This window comes from Paenibacillus sp. FSL K6-1122 (assembly GCF_037977015.1).
In the GTDB taxonomy this organism is placed as follows: domain Bacteria; phylum Bacillota; class Bacilli; order Paenibacillales; family Paenibacillaceae; genus Paenibacillus; species Paenibacillus amylolyticus.
This window is the reverse complement of sequence record NZ_CP150272.1, coordinates 7,022,105-7,040,268: the sequence shown is the minus strand read 5'-3', so window position 1 is coordinate 7,040,268 and position 18,164 is coordinate 7,022,105. Positions and strand designations below refer to the sequence as shown.

The 18,164-nt window shown below is 46.3% G+C and carries 17 protein-coding genes; 14 read left to right on the top strand and 3 right to left on the bottom strand.

Going from position 1 to position 18,164, the window contains the following annotated elements; all coding sequences use genetic code 11:
• Nucleotides 1-155 precede the first annotated feature (155 nt).
• The gene (locus tag NSQ20_RS31235) at nucleotides 156-1,850 is read left to right on the top strand and encodes a diguanylate cyclase (protein ID WP_340031511.1); all 1,695 of its coding nucleotides are present in this window, start codon (nucleotides 156-158) and stop codon (nucleotides 1,848-1,850) included.
• A 75-nt stretch (nucleotides 1,851-1,925) separates the two neighbouring features.
• Here the strand turns inward: NSQ20_RS31235 and NSQ20_RS31230 are convergent, their stop codons facing one another.
• The gene (locus NSQ20_RS31230; RefSeq protein WP_036611805.1) at nucleotides 1,926-2,273 is read right to left on the bottom strand and encodes a helix-turn-helix transcriptional regulator; all 348 of its coding nucleotides are present in this window, start codon (nucleotides 2,271-2,273) and stop codon (nucleotides 1,926-1,928) included.
• A gap of 164 nt (nucleotides 2,274-2,437) precedes the next feature.
• On the opposite strand from NSQ20_RS31230, the gene NSQ20_RS31225 reads away from it, so the two are divergent.
• From NSQ20_RS31225 to NSQ20_RS31195, 7 genes are all read left to right on the top strand, one after another.
• Entirely contained in the window at nucleotides 2,438-3,241 is an 804-nt protein-coding gene (locus NSQ20_RS31225; RefSeq protein ID WP_036611803.1) for a hypothetical protein, read from the top strand.
• A 185-nt stretch (nucleotides 3,242-3,426) separates the two neighbouring features.
• A complete protein-coding gene (locus tag NSQ20_RS31220) occupies nucleotides 3,427-4,626 on the top strand; it encodes a WXG100 family type VII secretion target (RefSeq protein ID WP_340018804.1) in 1,200 nt (399 codons plus the stop codon).
• A gap of 2 nt (nucleotides 4,627-4,628) precedes the next feature.
• Nucleotides 4,629-5,039: a hypothetical protein gene (locus tag NSQ20_RS31215; RefSeq protein ID WP_340018803.1), complete on the top strand. Its 411-nt coding sequence runs from the start codon at nucleotides 4,629-4,631 to the stop codon at nucleotides 5,037-5,039.
• Between the two features lie 98 nt (nucleotides 5,040-5,137).
• The gene (locus NSQ20_RS31210) at nucleotides 5,138-5,533 is read left to right on the top strand and encodes a hypothetical protein (RefSeq protein WP_340018801.1); all 396 of its coding nucleotides are present in this window, start codon (nucleotides 5,138-5,140) and stop codon (nucleotides 5,531-5,533) included.
• A gap of 125 nt (nucleotides 5,534-5,658) precedes the next feature.
• Nucleotides 5,659-6,141, top strand: a complete 483-nt coding sequence (locus tag NSQ20_RS31205; RefSeq protein ID WP_340018800.1) for a hypothetical protein — start codon at nucleotides 5,659-5,661, stop codon at nucleotides 6,139-6,141.
• 31 nt (nucleotides 6,142-6,172) lie between these two features.
• The gene (locus tag NSQ20_RS31200) at nucleotides 6,173-6,502 is read left to right on the top strand and encodes a hypothetical protein (protein WP_340018799.1); all 330 of its coding nucleotides are present in this window, start codon (nucleotides 6,173-6,175) and stop codon (nucleotides 6,500-6,502) included.
• 79 nt (nucleotides 6,503-6,581) lie between these two features.
• The gene (locus NSQ20_RS31195) at nucleotides 6,582-6,986 is read left to right on the top strand and encodes an Imm7 family immunity protein (protein WP_076329331.1); all 405 of its coding nucleotides are present in this window, start codon (nucleotides 6,582-6,584) and stop codon (nucleotides 6,984-6,986) included.
• Nucleotides 6,987-7,043: 57 nt separating this feature from the next.
• Here NSQ20_RS31195 and NSQ20_RS31190 read toward each other — a convergent pair whose 3' ends face one another.
• Nucleotides 7,044-7,469: a hypothetical protein gene (locus tag NSQ20_RS31190; protein WP_340018798.1), complete on the bottom strand. Its 426-nt coding sequence runs from the start codon at nucleotides 7,467-7,469 to the stop codon at nucleotides 7,044-7,046.
• A 370-nt stretch (nucleotides 7,470-7,839) separates the two neighbouring features.
• Here NSQ20_RS31190 and nikA point away from each other — a divergent pair, with 370 nt between their 5' ends.
• From nikA to NSQ20_RS31160, 6 genes are all read left to right on the top strand, one after another.
• A complete protein-coding gene (gene nikA, locus NSQ20_RS31185; protein WP_340018797.1) occupies nucleotides 7,840-9,390 on the top strand; it encodes a nickel ABC transporter substrate-binding protein in 1,551 nt (516 codons plus the stop codon).
• Nucleotides 9,390-10,337 (top strand): nickel ABC transporter permease, encoded by a 948-nt coding sequence (gene nikB / locus NSQ20_RS31180; protein ID WP_340018796.1) that lies wholly within the window; start codon nucleotides 9,390-9,392, stop codon nucleotides 10,335-10,337. The genes nikA and nikB overlap by 1 nt, the downstream gene beginning before the upstream one ends.
• The gene (gene nikC, locus NSQ20_RS31175) at nucleotides 10,334-11,188 is read left to right on the top strand and encodes a nickel transporter permease (RefSeq protein ID WP_340018795.1); all 855 of its coding nucleotides are present in this window, start codon (nucleotides 10,334-10,336) and stop codon (nucleotides 11,186-11,188) included. The genes nikB and nikC overlap by 4 nt, the downstream gene beginning before the upstream one ends.
• Complete coding sequence (locus NSQ20_RS31170; protein ID WP_340018794.1) at nucleotides 11,185-11,985, top strand: ABC transporter ATP-binding protein; 801 nt, start codon at nucleotides 11,185-11,187, stop codon at nucleotides 11,983-11,985. Before nikC ends, NSQ20_RS31170 begins: the two co-directional genes overlap by 4 nt.
• Nucleotides 11,982-12,953 (top strand): dipeptide/oligopeptide/nickel ABC transporter ATP-binding protein, encoded by a 972-nt coding sequence (locus NSQ20_RS31165; RefSeq protein WP_340018793.1) that lies wholly within the window; start codon nucleotides 11,982-11,984, stop codon nucleotides 12,951-12,953. The genes NSQ20_RS31170 and NSQ20_RS31165 overlap by 4 nt, the downstream gene beginning before the upstream one ends.
• 379 nt (nucleotides 12,954-13,332) lie before the next feature.
• A complete protein-coding gene (locus NSQ20_RS31160) occupies nucleotides 13,333-14,838 on the top strand; it encodes a malate:quinone oxidoreductase (RefSeq protein WP_076252082.1) in 1,506 nt (501 codons plus the stop codon).
• Nucleotides 14,839-15,079: 241 nt separating this feature from the next.
• Here the strand turns inward: NSQ20_RS31160 and NSQ20_RS31155 are convergent, their stop codons facing one another.
• Entirely contained in the window at nucleotides 15,080-18,160 is a 3,081-nt protein-coding gene (locus NSQ20_RS31155; RefSeq protein ID WP_340031510.1) for an ATP-binding protein, read from the bottom strand.
• Nucleotides 18,161-18,164 lie beyond the last annotated feature (4 nt).

The following is an 18,164-nucleotide window of genomic DNA, read 5'->3' as shown; positions in this document are numbered from 1 at the left end:
CTCACCCTTATGGTGGTGTGATAAGATATGGTTAAATTAACCAATAAGTTTGGCGTAGCAGAATTGTATAGGTGTTTATTGAAGTTATATATAAGTATCACATAGAATCATGAACAACCACGTTGTCATTGTAGCATCTAAGAAGGAGAAGATTCGTGAACCCTTTAGTATGGTATGATCTCTTTTTATTTGTCCTTTTGTTTGGTGTAGGTGTATATGTGTTTGCTACGGTTAGAATTACGAACTTACATAAAGTGTACTTTTTATTTCACGGGTTGATGATGCTCTGGCCTTTCTGTCAATTTGCGAGTACGCTCACGGATGATTCCGGTCTGCAATTGTTCTACGTTACCTTATCTTTCGTTGCGGTCTCTCTGCTTGGGAGCGGGTGGCTTCTACTGACGATCTTTATTACCGGTTATTCAGAGCGTCTGAGTGCAAAAGGAACCTTCTTGCTATTTATCCCTGCGGTGATCGGGGCTATAGGTGTGGTCGCAAATCCATGGAACGAGTTCGTCATTCCACTGGAGGGCGGGTACATCGAGCGGGATTACGGCCTTTGGTTCTGGGTTGTGATGACTATTCTGGTGAGTTATTTCTTGACTTCTCTCGTGGTTCTATTCCGGGCGGTGTATTCTTCGCAGACGTCTGCCATGATCAAAAAACAGGTGCGGATTACCCTGTGGGGCATCTTCGTCTTGGCTGTTTTTGCAACAATTGATGCGATTCTGAATGTCGTTCTAGCCCGCTGGTTGCCGATCATTCCTGGCATGACTTCGCTGGGGATCTTTCTGTCGGACCTGTTCTTTGTCTATGTGATCAAAAGATACAATGTGTTCGATCTGGTCTCCATCGCCCATGAGGACGTAATCAATACCATTCCATATGGCATCCTGGTACTGGATGAGAAGGAAATCATTGTTGAAGCGAACAAAGCCTCACGATCCTTTATGGATCTGCATGTGGGGGATTCATTTGATATGGAAGCCTTTCTGGAGTCTGTTCATGTTGTGGGCAGCTGTCGGGAGTTCGTGAATCACTATAAGAAAAAAGAAAATACCCTCTCTCACATCGAAGTGATCGTGGAGCGGGACAACAATATCCGGCACTATATCCTGCAATCTTCTCCGATTGTGGATTCGGCTCTTGTGCCGATTGGTCATATACTCACGTTCCAGGATGTCTCGCAAGAGCGCTTCTATGTGAAAGAGATGAATCGCCAGAACGTAACGCTTCAAGAGCGAAATCAGGCTCTAGACCTGATCCGTCAGGAGTTATCCGAGGCCAATCGCAAACTGGAGGAACTGGCGCTGACGGACAGTTTAACCAACTGTTACAACCGTCGATATCTGACCCAACACCTGAATCACGAGGTCATTACCAATATTCAATACAAAACACCATTTTCACTCCTGCTGCTCGATATCGACTACTTCAAAGCGATCAATGATCGCTATGGGCATGTCATCGGGGACGAAGTGCTCGTCCGTACGGCGGAGGCGGTCAAACAATCCATTCGCAGTACCGATATCCTGACGCGTTATGGCGGGGAAGAGTTCATGATCTACCTTCCGCATACGGAGCATGATCTGGCGAACCAAATCGCAGAGCGCGTGAGAACAGCTGTGGAGTCCAACCACATTATGGTGGATCACGAGATTATGCAGGTGTCGATTACGATTAGTATTGGGATTCTTTCCTTTGAGGACTTTGAAGTTGTGCATGTACCGGACAATCCGGAGGGGTATTTGACTCAGCTGTTCGCTGCGGTGGATAAGGCCTTGTATCAGGCGAAGCAGAATGGGCGTAACAGAGTGGAGTTTGCGGAGTTTGAGCGGGGAGTTATTTGAAAAGAGAAATAAGATAAGAGTGGAGACGTACTCCACTCTTTTTGGTGTTAGCGTATGATTTTGATGTAGAGATATTTATTCGGAATTTTTATGTGATTTTTCGATAGCATTTAAAAATTCTTTGCTAATTTTGGTCAATGATACGATTGTATCTGTACTTTTGCCGCTTATTAAAGTTATATGTTCATCCAAGGCTCTTTTGTACTCAGAGTCTTCTTTGAATTTAAAGATTTCTTCAGCAGTGACCTGCAATCCATTGATTATTTTCTCAAGAGTCTCCAAAGAAATGTTACGATCTCCCCGTTCAACTCCACCAATATAGCTGTAATGAAGACCTGCTGCTTCCGCCAGTTGTTCCTGAGTCCAGCCTTTTGCTTTCCTTAACTCACGTATTCGATTTCCTACGTCCTCTGGTAAACTCATTTGATCACCTCCACTTAAGGTTAGAAGAGGTTATAGAATCCTTACAGACTAATATGTGCAAAGGAAATGATTATTAAACAGTACTTATAAGTACAATTTATATTGATCTTCTTTTGATTTATCTATACAATTATAAGAAAATCGATAATTAAGGAGGATTATCTTTGCGGAAATCTATCCTAAAATCACTCAAACCTGACATCATTGTTGAAATGTTGGAGATGGCTGTGGCTTTTGAAAATTGGAACAAGGTGATGGAGAGGGCAGACATGTTATATCAATGTGTGCAGTCGATCCATGAAGAGCGGCAGGAGTATCGGTCAAAGGGAGTGCCTGCACCACATATACACATCGAGCAGCCCCTGGTCTACTATTACGGGTTCAGTCACTTAATGCGGGGTATGGCTCACCGGAAGATGGGACAGGTAGATCAGGCGCGGGCATGTATCGATCAGTACGCAGAACTGGGGTGGATGGAGGATCTGGATGAGGTAGGCATGCAGGTGGTACAGGAGTTCAGGCATAAGGCACAGGTGAATCGGTATGCTCTTGAGATTGAAGCTGGGCAGGTGGAACTGCTGGAGGAGTTTGTGAACTTTTTGCTTGAGCATCCGGAGGAATGGTTGGCAGGTCTGAAAGTGATTACGGAGGCAGCAGTGCGGCATAGGTGGCAGATTGATCGGGTTTTACAGGTGATTGAGGATCAGATGCTGGGCGATGGCACAAAAATGAATTCTTCAAACAACGATGATATGTACCATTACTGTTATCAGCGGGCTTTGTATGAACGGTGGATGGGAAGACCGCAGGAGGCCGTGGAATTCATTTTGCAGGGGATTCGGTTAGCGGATAAGCTTGGGTTGGATCGGTATTTTATAAGGTGCATAGCATTGTTGGAATCATTGCGGGAAGAGGCGACAGCGGAGCAGATCGGGCGGTATCGGGTCATGTTGGAGGAAATGAAGTAGGAAAGGTATTTACTGAAACTGGTAGGATATGCCTTGAAGTGGGTATATGCATATAGGACCATAGCACCGATGAGGAGCACAGCTTGTGTTTTTACCATGGTGAAATCAGGATGTTAGCCGGATAGTTTACATATTACACTTCTGCTAACATAGGATAATCATATTTTGAATGAGCGGAGAAACGTATGAGTACAATCAAAGTTACCCCTGAACAACTAAATCACGTATCGAATCAGGTGGATCAAGCCAGACAGCAGTTGGAGAGTATACGAAGTGATCTGATGAGACAGATCATGTTCGTTCAGATGATGTGGATGGGTGCGACGCAGGAGCGATTTTACTATGAGTTCGAGCAGTCACGACCTATACTGGATAAAGCGCTAGAGAGTATGGTGAATACATCCAAGGAATTGAAGGATATCGCCACGCGATTCCAAGATGCAGATGCTCAGAAGGTAAGTCTGGGTGGTGCGTTTGGAGCAGTCGGTGCCGCAGCTATGATGACCAAATCAACAGGTGGTTCAGGTTCGGGTGACAAGGGCTATCGGATGGCGCAAATCAATATGTTCGGTAAATTGGTATGGATGCCTGTCAACGAGAATGGTGTTGCGGATCAGGCTGCTCTTCGGGCTTATCAGAGGGATCAGGGAAATCTGGACTTTAATCGCATGCAAGCTGTGAACGTTGAACCGCCTGGGGAAGATATTTTTGCGTTACAGATCAAGGCATTTGAGATGGGGATTCATCCTACGACGGGCGAGCCTGTATCAGATAAGTATGCTCAGATGATGGTGACCTCTCTGAAGTTTAGTCAGATATTCATGGCGATTCAGATGGTTCGTGGGAGTATGCCGGGACGTTCAGGACCATTTAAAACGTCGTCATCTGGTTTGGCATCTAAGATTCAGAATAATATAAAGAAGGCTGAACAAAATTTAGGAGCTACACATGGAAAAGTGAATTCTAGTTCAACTATTAGTAATAAATTTCCGAATGAAGACTTTCCACATGACGGCAAAGTACTCACATATCATTTAGAAAGTGGAAGAATAAAAGGAATTGATGGTAGAACTGAAGTTGATTTCGTTATCAATAAAAATGGAGAATTAATCATTGGGAAGCGACATCATACATTAGGAGGACGGGAAGAGGTCCTTGCTGCTGGGCAATTAAAGATTAATGGTCAAGGAGAAGTAAGAAAGATTACTAATCAGTCAGGGCATTACCGTCCTTCTCCGGAAGAATCAAGTATGTACGCCGATTTGCTAAAGAACGCAGGTGTAAAGGTGAAGAGCTCTTGGCTTGAACTTTATAAGTTTGAAACGGACAAAGATGGTTATGTTGTAGACTCCAAACCAGTAATAATAAAGAAATTAAAGGAGTGATCATGTTGATCAAATATATGGACTTAGATTCTTTTAAGGAATACTTACTAAAAACTGTAGATGAATTATCCACCTATCATAACGAAGTACTGGGTGAAAACAGTAAATTCATAATTACTCCGATTGAGGAGCGGGGTAAATCTTTAAATTCTACAGACGAATATCTTTACCGGGGAATGTTAAATTCGAATAATTTAGATGGACGCGAGTTCGATATTGATTCTGTAATAAAGATGTTGGGTTGTAGAGTACCCTTGTGCCCCCTTTGGATAAAAGTTTTGCTTAAAGAAGTCAGGGCTGAAGCACCTGTAATTGAACTGCAGACGAGTTTAAGATTTCGTAAACCAAGTTTGTTACAAAACCAAGAAACGGGACATCCTCCGTTCATAGCGGTTCTACAGCCCTTAAATTAAAGTCCTTGTGATTTACTGGATGGAAACTTTACTTAAATGGAGTGGGAAGGGTTGCCTATTATTTATCTATTGGCATTTAAGCGTTGGAGAGTTGAGCTATGATAGAAGATAAAGTTAATGACTTTTATTATGTTGGTTACGAGGGGCAACCGGAAATATTAATTGTATTTGAAAACTCTGCGGAGAAAAATATCCTAAAGATGTGGAATGGATATTTTGAGACATTATTGGATCTTATGTGTCATTATGAGCCTACTGACATTGGTATTCTACAAGAATACTATGCGCATAAAGGTTGGTTTGAGGAAAGTCCATGGGAAATACAGGACCTTGATTCAGCTATTCATTTATTTAAGTCCTTCAATGTGAGTAAAGTAATTGGCGAGCAAATAGAGAATGTTAAGAACATTGTCCCTACTCTCCCAGAAGTAGCACATCAGATAACAACATTTTTAGAATTAGCCAAAACGAACGCTTGTAGCGTGTATATTTAATACGACTGATTGAGATTAAAGAACATACTTTAAAACGATAACGCAGTTGCCAGGGCTGCGTTATTTAGTCGTTACCTTGTACGTAACTCTAATAGGTGTAATAGTTATCGAGAGGAGAGCAATACATGGGGCAGCTACTAACCAAAGCTATTGAACGATTATCGTCTATTTCATTTGAGGATACAGAAGATAGCTTAATAGAATCTTCTTCTCATGTTTTGATTAAAGAATATCTTAGACGCGTTAATCAATTATTAAACGAGATGGATGCTTCAATAGATCAATATCCCCTACTTAGTTTTGCTAAAATTCTTGGAAAAACTATAGATGAAAAGGTATATCGAGCTTGTTCAAAACTCGACACGCTAGGAAATCCTTATGTAAAGGTAATTTGCTACGGTTATTTAGAAGTCTCCGAATTAGCAGATCAAGGAGTGGATGAGGCAATTCAATACATAGACCTCTACGAACCGATGATAAAATTCTTTGAACGAGGTGGGAGTTTCATCACAAGACAAGGCGAAATGGTTGTAGGTAGTTCAGCTTATCCTCTTAATTATTGGAGACATTTAAATATTTCAGTACAAGATATTAGCGACATCGTATAGGATCATGTTGATCAAACTTGGGGGGATAGTAATGTCCGTAGGCCTATACAGATATAACGGGGATATAGAAGATCGGAACTGTGAACTTACACTCAGTGAGAATATTGCTACTCAGGAATTTTACGATGAGTACTGGGAGGCAGCAATACATGAATTAGGAATAGCCCTGATTCGGGATGGATCTAAAATATATTTTCACCAATTAGAAGCTGCTGAAGTTGAGTTAAAACGATTAAGGGAGTGGGCAAAGCAACATTTAAACGGGAGTGAGTTAGATTATATGACGAGTAGAATTGAAAATGTACAAGATATATTACCTAGCGCATTTATTAGTGCAAGTACAATCCTGTATATATTCTGAGGTTAGTAACGACTATAGAAGATAAATAGTTTTGAAGCACTGTCTACATAGTTTACGGATAAAGGAGCTGTAAAAGGTAATGTACGAATATCATGGCTGGGCAACCATTAGAGAGTGTGCGTCGTTTGAAGAAAATGAGTATCAATATGGTTTAGTTATTCAACATCTTCGGGAATATGTAGAGGAGCTAAATTGGCCTACAGGTGTTTTGGACGTGAGAGCAGTTAATGGTGACTTTCAACTATGGATAGCGGGCCTAGATAATCATAAACCTGTATCAAAGTATGATCCCACCGAAGTGTTTAGAAAAGTAGGTGAAATAGCTCCAGGCTCCTATGGAATTCTTTATGTAAGAGATAGTGATGATACGGAAACCTTCAATCAGTTTAAGGTCTACACTTTAGTCCGAGGTAAAGTAATGGAGAATAATGATCCCTTTCTCTCCCCATTCATACCTAAACTAGAAGATGATTACGAAGGATAATTTCAAATCGAACTTTTAAGCATGTAGTCACTTTGAATACAGGATATAAGAACACTCTTATTCTATGGCATCATAAAGTTCCGACATTCGGTCAGCCAATTCCAACTGTGGCTGCATTCGCTGATGATTCATATCGGTAGGTGTCATATACAGCACTTCTTCTCCCTGCTCAAACATTGTTACATGGAACAATACCCCTGTAGCATCTTCTTGATCTGGATCAATTACAATTTCTAAATCGCGTACCTTTTCAATCCATTCCTGAATCAGCACTTGATCTGTAGTTGTTTTTTTAGTACCATCACCACCAGTCATCATTTCAATAGAGTCAACCTGTGTAATATCGCCAGGATAAAAGGTGTGTAATTCCTTCTGGACTTTATTTACTTCGACTTGATCGGGCTGATTAGAACTTTGGCAGCCGCTAAGAATCAGGGCCATAACAGTAGCAAACATTAAGGCGATAAGTGAATATCTTCTCATCGTACTCCCCCTCTTTAGTCCCTAAACGAATTTTGCATTTGAAATGTTCCGCATAAACTCTATTTTGTTTAATCCTTAAAGTACATCGAGGTTACTGGTCACATTTGCTGGAAGACTACGAAACTGGGTTATAACTCTTCGAGGAGTCTTGCATGGTTCTACCTGTAAACAATCCCGGATCGTAAAGGAAATAAACCATAATAAAGCCCTCATATGTAACAAAAAACATGAAGAATCCGCTCTCATCCGAGAGTCGGATTCTTTCTCGTTCTAACACCAATATAACTCTTGTCAAAACGTAATCATTACGATATGATAATACTCATTGTTTAGATCATAATGATTACGATTAAGAGAGAGGGGCATTACCTTGAATAAAAAGACGCCACTGCTAGCGCTGGTCTCCTTGGCCTTGAGCGCTGGACTGTTGAGCGCCTGCGGATCATCTGAGTCCAGTCCCGCTGCGCAGTCATCCACCGATAATAAAAATGTTCATTTCCTATATAACTTCTCCACTAGTTCGCTAGATCCACATGTGGATTCCAGCTATGTGCCGTTGCGCGCGGGCATTACGGAAACGCTGGTTCGTCTCGATGAAGAGAACTTGACGGTTGCTCCATGGCTCGCCGAGAGCTGGGAGAGCGAAGATGGGCAGCATTGGACGATCGACCTGCGAGATGATGTGACATTCCAGAACGGCAAGCCAATGACGGGTGAATCCGTTAAGGCATCCCTTGAGCGGGCGCTGGAAGAGAATGTAGCCATCCAGAACGCGCTGAAGATCGATTCGATTGAAGCCGAGGGTGACAAGCTGGAGATTACCACAACTCAGCCTTTCCCGGAATTTGCTTCAGAGCTGGTGAATCCTAATACGGCGATTATCGATGTGAGTGAGCCGGACATTGTGAACAAGCCCATTGGTACGGGCCCGTTCAAGCTGACCTCTTTTACCCCAGGCAGTAAGCTGGATCTGGATCGCTATGATGAATATTGGGATGGAGCATCTCCACTGGATTCCATCACATTCTCATTCAATGAAGATGCCAATGCCCGCACACTAGCGCTCAAATCTGGTCAGGTTGATATCGTATACCGTCCAGAGGTCGAGAGCCTCGAATCGCTCAAAGCAATGGATGGCATGACTGTGGAGTCCACGTCGACGTTCCGCGTGCATCAGATGACGACGAACATGCAGCGGGAGAGTATGAAGGACATTAACGTCCGTCGTGCGGTGGATGCGTTGATCGACCGTCAGGGTATCGTCGACACGATCCTGCTAGGATATGGTGAATCAGCCATCGGACCGTTCCTGCCATCGCTGCCATTTGCGCCAAACTATACTGAGACTGCTACGCAATCCGGGCCTGACGCCGCAGTGAACTATCTCCAAGAAGCGGGATATACACTGCAAAACGGCGTGATGACTAAGGATGGCAAACCATTGCAGCTGACGCTGCTGACATATTCGGCTCGTGCCGATCTGCCATTGATTGCCCAAGTGTTCCAATCTGATGCGAAGAAGATCGGTATCGACGTGCAGATTCGCCAGATTGACACCCCGGAAGATTATATGGCATCCAACCGCGATTGGGATATTGCAACGTACAGTAATTTGACGGCTCCTCGTGGGGATGCAGGCTATTACCTGAATGCGACGTACCATCCGAAGGGTGCTCTTAACTTCAGTGGATCGGAAGATCCAGAATTGACCAGGATCATCGACGAACTGAATCTCACAGTTGCACCGGAGAAGCGCGCGGAACTTGCCGAGAAGGCAGCCAACTATGTGCATGATAACGTACTGAATTCATTCGTGCTGCATCCAGGTACGATCGTTGCCTACAACGGCAAGAAGATCAAGAATTGGGTTACCACTCGCAGTGAATATTACATGATTACCAATAAGCTGGATGTGATGTAATGTTTCGCATTTTGCTTCGGAAGTTCCTTGAGGTATTTATCTTTCTGTTGTTCATTATGTTTGTGAGCTTTCTGTTCATTCGTCTGGCTCCGGGTGATCCCGTGCTGACGATCCTGAATGTGGACGAACTGTCTGTTAGTCAGGAGCAGGTCGAAGCTGTACGCGAGGAAATGGGCTTCAATGATTCGCTTCCTGTCCAGTTTGGCAACTGGTTGCTCGATTTTGTTCGTCTCGACTTCGGTGTATCGTATTCAACAGGCCAGCCCGTCATGCAGACCCTGATGCGTGCGCTGCCTGCTACGGCTGAACTCACGATTGGCGCCCTGCTGGTCATGCTCGTCATAGCTATCCCGCTCGGCTCGCTATCAGCACTCCATCGCGGCAGTTGGATTGACCGCGGCAGCCGGATGCTCTCCATTGTGGGTGCGGCGGTGCCGAGCTTCTGGCTGGGTCTGATCCTGATCGACATGTTCGGCGTACGCTTTGGCAATCTGCCGACCATGGGCCGGGATGGATTCACCTCACTTATTCTGCCATCTCTGACGCTGGGACTTGCTATCTCCAGCGTTTATGTGCGTCTTTTGCGTTCCAGCCTGCTAGATTCTCTTAGCCAGGAGTTCGTTCGGTCCGCCCGGGCAAGAGGGTTATCCGAAGGCCGGATCTTCATGCTTCATGCGTTTCGGCACAGTCTGCCGCCTGTCATTACGGTATTCGGCGTAAGCCTCGGCAGCCTGATTGGCGGAGTTGTCGTGATTGAAGTGTTGTTCGCCTATCCGGGCATCGGCAAGCTCGTGGTGGACGCGATCCGCCAGCGTGATTACCCACTGATTCAGGGTTACATCCTGATCATGGCTATTGTGGTATTCTTCGTGAATACGGCGGTTGATCTATCTTATCGTTATTTGAATCCTGAAATGAAACTCAAGGAAAAGGAGGCCCACCGATGAAAACCATGCCCCTGCCCATTTCAACTACAAAATCTAAAAAACATAGCTGGCAGGCGATCGTTGGTTTGCTATTTGCACTTCTGGTCATCGCGGCCTCCTTGTATGCCTTTTTAGTTCTGAGACATGATCATACCTTAACCGATCTGCGCGGACGATTGCAGGGCGCAAGTGCTCTCCATCCGTTCGGCACCGATCATCTGGGCCGCGATGTACTGACACGTCTGCTGCTTGGCGGCGGCCAAACACTGGGTTATAGTCTGCTGGCACTCGGTGCTGCACTGCTGATCGGTATTCCGTTTGGTTTGATCGCAGGATACAAACGTGGCTGGGTCGATAAGCTGTTCATGCGGATTGCTGATGCCTTTCTTGCTTTCCCTGATACCATCGTGGCGATTGTGCTCAGTGGCTTGCTTGGCGCGGGAATCGGTAATCTGGTATTGGCGATTGTGATCATAAAGTGGGTCAGCTATGCCCGTCTAGTTCGAAGTACGGTTTTATCGGAGTCACAAAAGGATTACATTCGAATTGCCCGGACCAACGGACTATCGGACGGTCGTATCATGAGAAAACATCTGCTTCCACATATCGCAGGCCATGTGCTCGTGTTAGCCAGTCTCGATCTGGGCAAAATCATCCTGCTCATCTCATCATTGTCCTACATTGGCCTTGGCGCACAGCCACCAACACCTGAATGGGGTGCGATGCTGAACGACTCGCGGCCTTACTTCCAGTCTCGGCCAGAGCTGATGATCTATCCGGGCCTTGCCATTGTCTCGGTAGTGCTGCTCGCTAACATGCTGGGCGACTATCTAAGAGACCGGTTTGACGTGAAGAAAGAGGTGCAGCCATGATTCTCTCCATTGAGGAACTGAGCATCTCCAGTCGGGATCGTACGATTATAGATCAAGTCTCTCTGGCTGTTCGCGAAGGCGAGTTCATGGCATTGGTTGGACAGAGTGGTAGTGGCAAAAGCTTGCTCTCGCAAGCGATTGGTCGTCTGCTGCCGCCCAACTTGCATGCGTCGGGGCGAGTCATGTTCGAAGGTAGCAACCTGCTCGAACGGAAGCCAAAGGAGATGCGCGCCCTGCGGGGAAGCCGCATCTCATATATTTTTCAAGACTATCAGGGAGCATTTACGCCCTTTCGCAGCATTGGTGGGCACTTTGATGAATACCAGAAGGTACATGGAGAAAAGTCTTCTGCCATCCGCAAGAAACGAGCGGAGGAAGCGCTGGAATCGGTTGGCCTTGGCGCTGAATTGCTGCGCCGCTATCCGTTCCAGTTGAGCGGTGGACAGCTTCAGCGGGCCTCAATTGCCACCTCGCTGATGCTGTCTCCTCGTCTGCTAATTGCAGACGAGGCAACGACGGCACTCGATAGTGTATCCGGACATCGCGTGTTGGAACTGCTGGCACGCAAACAAGCGGAGACGGGATGTGCCATTCTGTTTATCACGCATGATTGGCGCCATGTACGTCGCTATGCCAACCGCTTGGCTGTCATGAAGGAAGGGCAGATCGTCGAATCTGGCGGGAAACATCGCATTCTTGATCATCCCCAACATGAATATACGCGCCAGCTGATTGATGCGGCTCCCGTTCTGAGTCGTTCGCTGAAGTCGGGATTGAAGGAGGCAGGAACCGAATGAAGACGACCGCAAATGATGAACATCTTGGACTCGTGCAGTCCGAAGAAGAATCTGGTGTGCGAAGCCACGATTTTGCAAAAGACGTAAACCATGCAGACACAGACAATGCAGTCATAAATACTACAAATTCAGATCATACAGATATAGATGCGGATATAGATATTGCCGGTTCAGACAAATCTTCATCGCTCAGCACCCCTGGCAATCCTGTGCTTCACGTGGAACATCTAAGCCGAACGTACGCGGGTGCAGACCGACCGGCTGTGAACGATATTTCCTTCACCCTGAACCACGGCGAATGCCTTGGCCTGGTTGGGGAGAGCGGGTGCGGCAAGAGTACACTCGCCCGCTGTCTGCTACGGATCGAAGATGCAGATGCAGGCTCGATTACACTGGGTGGACAGGATATTGCACGGCTGAGCGGCCGACGGTTGCGGCCTCATCGCCGGAAGATTCAGATTGTTTTCCAGAATCCAATGGCAGCACTGAATCCCAAGCTCAAGATTGCTGATTCACTAATCGATCCGTACGAACAACTTGGACGGAACGCCGAGTTGTCCCACTTTACCTACACATCGAAGGAGGCATACGTCCAAAAGCTGCTTGAAGCGGTCGAGCTTCCTAGCGATTTGGCTGGACGATACCCCCATGAGCTCAGTGGTGGACAGCGTCAGCGCGTCACGATTGCACGTGCTATTGGCATTGAACCGGACGTTGTTGCTCTGGATGAACCGACGGCCAGCCTGGACGTGATCTCGCAAGGAGCAGTTTTGCAGTTGCTCACCGATCTCCGGACGTCGCTTGGTCTATCATACGTGTTCATCTCGCATGATCTGGCTGCAGTACATCGCATGAGCCAGCGCATCATCGTTATGCGCGAAGGTCAGATCGTTGACCGCTTTGGTGCAGATGCGTTGTTCGCTGAAGAACGCCATCCGTATACAAAGGAACTGATTTCAATCTTCTGAGTACTCCCGGAGACGCCGGGGGTGGTAATCGTTAATTTATATATGAAGCCGCCTTACGAAGAGATTCGAGAGCGGCTTTTAGTGCATCCATTTCATCACCCAAAGTCCCCCTAAAACCGGGTTCCTTTCTTTGTTTTGAACAAATATATCTTTCAGGCCTATAACCGGGCTAACGTTCCGATGTAAACTAGCGTATACTGATGGAATAGCAAATATCTTGAAATTGCATATTTAAATTGCTCTATATTATTGATACACTAGTTCAAGGTTATAATCATTCAGAGAAGGTGCGATCCCGTTCAAGAATGGGCTTGCTGCAAATGCCAAATCGATAACGCTTACATCCTTTTGGCAAATATAGGATATAAGGACGGTAGACATGAGCCAGGGACAAACGAGTACAGATGTTATCTTGATTGGTGCCGGAATTATGAGTGCAACTTTGGGAACTTTGCTAAAAGAATTGGCACCAGACTGGAATATTAAGGTTTTCGAAAAGCTAGCCACTGCAGGAGAGGAAAGCTCCAACGAATGGAATAATGCCGGAACCGGGCATGCTGCATTGTGCGAACTTAACTATACCGTTGAACGACCAGACGGAACCGTAGATATTAGCAAAGCGATTAAAGTGAATGAACAATTTCAGATCTCAAAGCAATTTTGGTCCTATCTCGTCAATAGCCGTCTGATTCGTAATCCGCGGGACTTCATTATGCCGATTCCTCATTTGAGTTATGTACATGGAGAGAGCAATGTCCAGTTTTTGAAAAGACGTTATGACTCCTTGTCGAATCACCCGTTGTTCGCAGGCATGGAATTCTCGGATGACAAGAAAGAGCTGGCGAAATGGATGCCGCTGATGATGAAAGATCGTACCAGTAATGAACCTGTTGCAGCGACCAAAATTGACTCCGGTACGGACGTTAACTTTGGTGCTTTAACGCGTATGCTGATCAAACATTTGAAGGAACAACAAGTGGGCGTCCACTACCAACATAGCGTGAAGAATATGAAACGCACCAGCGATGGACAATGGGAATTATCCGTGAAAAACCTGAAGAGTGGTGCAGTCGAACGCCATAAGGCAAAATTCGTCTTCATCGGCGCGGGCGGCGGAAGTCTGCATTTGCTCCAGAAGACGGGCATTCCGGAAGGTAAACATATCGGCGGATTCCCGGTCAGTGGGATCTTTATGGTGTGCAAAAATCAAAAAGTCGTGGAACAGCATCACGCCAAAGTATATGGCAAAGCTTCGGTAGGAGCTCCGCCGATGTCGGTTCCACATCTGGATACTCGTTTTATCGACAATAAAAAATCACTGCTGTTCGGACCGTTTGCTGGGTTCTCGCCGAAGTTCCTGAAGACGGGTTCCAATGCCGACTTAATCACGTCTGTTAAGATGCATAATCTGCTTACGATGCTCGCAGCAGGTGTCAAAGAAATCTCTTTGACCAAGTACCTGATCCAACAACTGATGTTATCCAAAGAACAACGTATGGCAGAATTGCGTGACTTTGTTCCGGGTGCGAAGAGCGAGGATTGGGATATGGTTCTGGCGGGGCAGCGTGTGCAGGTGATCAAGGATACCGTCCAGGGTGGCAAGGGTACGCTCCAATTTGGTACGGAAGTGGTCACGTCTGCAGATGGAACGATTGCGGCTCTGTTAGGTGCATCACCGGGTGCATCCACTGCCGTTCAGGTCATGCTTGAGATTCTTCAGCGGTGCTTCCCGCAGCATATGGAGGCATGGGAGCCAAAGATCAAGGAAATGATTCCTTCCTACGGCATATCCCTTGTGGAGAACTTGGATCTTCTCAAAGAGGTTCATTCCTCAACAGCCAAGGCACTGGGATTATCGGATGAAAAACATGTCCTGCACGTATAACGTTTAGCTTATTGTGTTAGATCATAATGAAGTCATAGAAAAGAGAGCTAAGCCGGGTCGAAACCCGTGCTTAGCTCTCTTTTGGTTTATTTGGTATGTCAGAACCTGAACTTGAGCTTGAAATTGAACTTGAACATATCCGCTATCACAGCGCTCCCCGTAGACCTTACACAGAGCAAACGGATATGGATCGAATAATATGCCGCTGTAGAGTTATAGTACGATCTTAATGCTCAGGCTCTCAACTGCGGTCCAAAGGGATGACAAAGGAAACTTTCGTACCTTGGCCCGGCGAGCTGACGATGGTCAAACCTTGTCCGTACATCTGGGTCAACCGGCGATGTGTATTGGTTAATCCAATTCCTCCAGTTCCACCGGGACCTTTCTTGGGCCACGCTAGTGCCCGTTCGATCTGCTCGGGCTGCATCCCCACACCGTCATCCTCGATCTCAATCAAGGTGGACGCTGTTTGGTTGATGATTCGGATATGCACGGTTCCACCCTCCACTTTGCTGAGAATACCATGTCGAACAGCATTCTCAATGAGCGGTTGAATGGTGAGTGGCGGCAGGGATAGATCAAGATCATCGGGAATATCCCAGATGACGTTCAACCGATGCATGAATCGTTCTTTCTCAATGTAGAGATAGGCGCGGGAGAGATCCAACTCATGAGTGACCTCAACCATTTTCTCCGAATTAACAAAATGAAAACTGGTCTGAAGGTACTCGATAAAAGCATCGCCCAGTTTCTGCATTCGCTCCGTGTCCATCTCACTAAGAACCATGATTGAATTGAGCGTATTAAAAAGAAAATGGGGCTGAATCTGTGCTTGTAAGTAAGCAGCCTCCATGCGCAGTCGCTCATCAATGGATTGTTTCAGTACGATCAGAGACCCGATGCGATGCCTTAATTCAACGGCATCCACGGGCTTGGTGACATAGTCCGTAGCACCGGCCATGAATCCGGCGTATACATCCGCTGGCTCGTTACGGGCCGTCAGCAACAGGATGGGAAGCTCGGATACCGAATAACGCTTGCGTACGTTCTCGGTCAGTTCATAACCGGACATATGAGGCATCATGACATCGGCAATCAGTAAGTCCCAAGGCTCCTTATCCAATAATTCAAGTGCCTCAAGCGCCGAGGCCGCGGGTTGAATATGATACGGTTCATTCGCAAGCATGGAGATCAGTACTCGCAGGTTTACAGGATCATCATCGACGGCAAGAATTCTTGCGGCAGTCTTATCTTGAGAGACGGTCTGCTGCTGCGGCTCTGCAATCGCAATTTCATCGAAGCTGTGAGCGTCCCATTGCTGCTCAGTCTGGTCCGATAACGATGCGGTGTCTTCCCGTGGAAGCGAGATCTGGAAGGTCGATCCTTGCCCAGGTACGGATTGCACGGTGAGTTGGCCGCCATGGAGTTCGGTGAGCTGCCTGCTGATATTGAGACCGAGGCCGATTCCTCCGCTTAAACGGGCCTCTGGGGTCCCTTGTTCATACGCCTCGAATATTCGCTGTTGTATCTCCTCACTCATACCAACACCTGTATCTGAAACTTGAATCAAGACGTACTCTCCATGTTCCCGAACGGACACGGTAATGGTACCCTCATCGGTAAATTTGAGCGCATTATGCAACAGGTTGTAGAGCACCTGAACAAGTCTTCTCTCATCGGCTTGAATCAACGGCAGTGATTCTGGAATATCCACCTGCATATGGATGGGCTTCCCCTCTGCCATGAATCGGAACATACCGATCACGCCTGGAATGACAGATGCAAGAGATAAAGGTTTCTTCTGAAGCGTAATACGTTTTTCCTTCAAACGAATGACATCAAGGAGGTCATCCACCAGTTGGGACATGCGTCGGCCGATGGTAACTAACAGCTTCATGTCTTCTGCCTGCTGCCCACCTGATTTACGACGTTCACGAACCGCGATGCTCTCGGCGATATTGATGATCCCGTGCAGTGGTGTACGCAATTCATGAGCCGTATTCACAAGAAACTGATCCTTCTGGCGATCCTCTTCTTTGAGCTGTTCGTACAACTTCTCGATCTCACTTGAATTGCGGAAGTATTTTCTGAACCAATAGGCGGAGAAGCCAAACATGGCCGCAATCACATCGATCGGATAATACACGTTGGTAATTTCGCTATGTGAGTTCACAATTCCCCATAACACGCTTGATAGGCTGCTAGTAGCCGCAAAGAGCAAAAAGCTTGCGTCCCTTCGTTTCTCGGCTGCCATTCGGAAGAATAGGTACACAGACCAGCCGATGGCAAACAGATAAAGGAAATCAGAGAGCCCAATCTCAAGTACATGATAGATCAGGGTCACTGGTGCGACGAGCAAAAATAAACAGTAAACGCCAAGCACGCTGGCATAGATGCGGAACAGTTTACGCCATTGTAGACTATGGGAGAAGCTTTTAGCCATTTGTAAAAGAAAGAATGCGAACAACGGATAGGACAACGCTTTGGCCTTAACGATCCAAGTGAAGTTGAGTGGAATCCAACTTAATAACAGATTGTCATGGTCGGAAGCGACCGTTAGGGCAGCTACCAGTGTTAGCATCGAGAACGTCAGCAGAGCTCGTTCCTTCCTGATAAACAGAAACATGACAAAAGCGTATAGGCTGTGCAAAAGCAGTATAGCGAATGTAATCTTTTGCAAGTCAATGGATAGTCCTCGTTCACTTCCAATGGCTTCTGGAGAACCAAAATAGAGAGAGCGTGTGATCCCTCCGCTATAAGGATCGTCAAAATTGGCTGTCTGCACCAAAAGATTGAGTTCGGTAGAACCGTCAAGCACATAGGAAGTTGTAAATGCAGTCCTTTCTGGTCGATAGGCTTCGGCATGAGTGGCAGGTTGGCCGAATTCGGCAACAATGGTCCCGTTCATCTCGATAATCGATGATGTCTGGATTTTCTGAGCCCAGAGAGAGACTTCCTCCACAGATGGATCTAAAAGTATGCGAAGATGGTATGTCCCATATCCAAACGACGATGAGGATTGTGGTAATGCATCACGCCAGTCACCGGGAACTTGAATCGGTGTGGATGGGTTATCCGCTATTTTCGCGTCACGATTAGAGATTAACGTCTGGGGATAAAACTCCCATTCTCCATCCAGGGATATAGGTGAAGTGTTGGCTAGGTCCCAGTCTCGAAGGTCTAACAAGCCTTCAATGGGTTCAGGATGTGCGGGTATAGTGAAAGTCTCGGACCATATCCAGCGAAAGCCAAGCAAAATAGTCAGGAATAGAATCGACAGCACTACATATCGGGGTATCTTTTTATAGGTTATTGGTTTCATGGCA

Coding starts and splice junctions, on each gene's coding strand:
- nikB (WP_340018796.1), top strand. CDS start 9,390: ATGTTTCGCATTTTGCTTCGGAAGTTCCTTGAGGTATTTATCTTTCTG.
- NSQ20_RS31200 (WP_340018799.1), top strand. CDS start 6,173: ATGTCCGTAGGCCTATACAGATATAACGGGGATATAGAAGATCGGAAC.
- NSQ20_RS31155 (WP_340031510.1), bottom strand. CDS start 18,160: ATGAAACCAATAACCTATAAAAAGATACCCCGATATGTAGTGCTGTCG.
- NSQ20_RS31205 (WP_340018800.1), top strand. CDS start 5,659: ATGGGGCAGCTACTAACCAAAGCTATTGAACGATTATCGTCTATTTCA.
- NSQ20_RS31165 (WP_340018793.1), top strand. CDS start 11,982: ATGAAGACGACCGCAAATGATGAACATCTTGGACTCGTGCAGTCCGAA.
- NSQ20_RS31195 (WP_076329331.1), top strand. CDS start 6,582: ATGTACGAATATCATGGCTGGGCAACCATTAGAGAGTGTGCGTCGTTT.
- NSQ20_RS31215 (WP_340018803.1), top strand. CDS start 4,629: ATGTTGATCAAATATATGGACTTAGATTCTTTTAAGGAATACTTACTA.
- nikC (WP_340018795.1), top strand. CDS start 10,334: ATGAAAACCATGCCCCTGCCCATTTCAACTACAAAATCTAAAAAACAT.
- NSQ20_RS31230 (WP_036611805.1), bottom strand. CDS start 2,273: ATGAGTTTACCAGAGGACGTAGGAAATCGAATACGTGAGTTAAGGAAA.
- NSQ20_RS31160 (WP_076252082.1), top strand. CDS start 13,333: ATGAGCCAGGGACAAACGAGTACAGATGTTATCTTGATTGGTGCCGGA.
- NSQ20_RS31210 (WP_340018801.1), top strand. CDS start 5,138: ATGATAGAAGATAAAGTTAATGACTTTTATTATGTTGGTTACGAGGGG.
- NSQ20_RS31220 (WP_340018804.1), top strand. CDS start 3,427: ATGAGTACAATCAAAGTTACCCCTGAACAACTAAATCACGTATCGAAT.
- NSQ20_RS31190 (WP_340018798.1), bottom strand. CDS start 7,469: ATGAGAAGATATTCACTTATCGCCTTAATGTTTGCTACTGTTATGGCC.
- NSQ20_RS31170 (WP_340018794.1), top strand. CDS start 11,185: ATGATTCTCTCCATTGAGGAACTGAGCATCTCCAGTCGGGATCGTACG.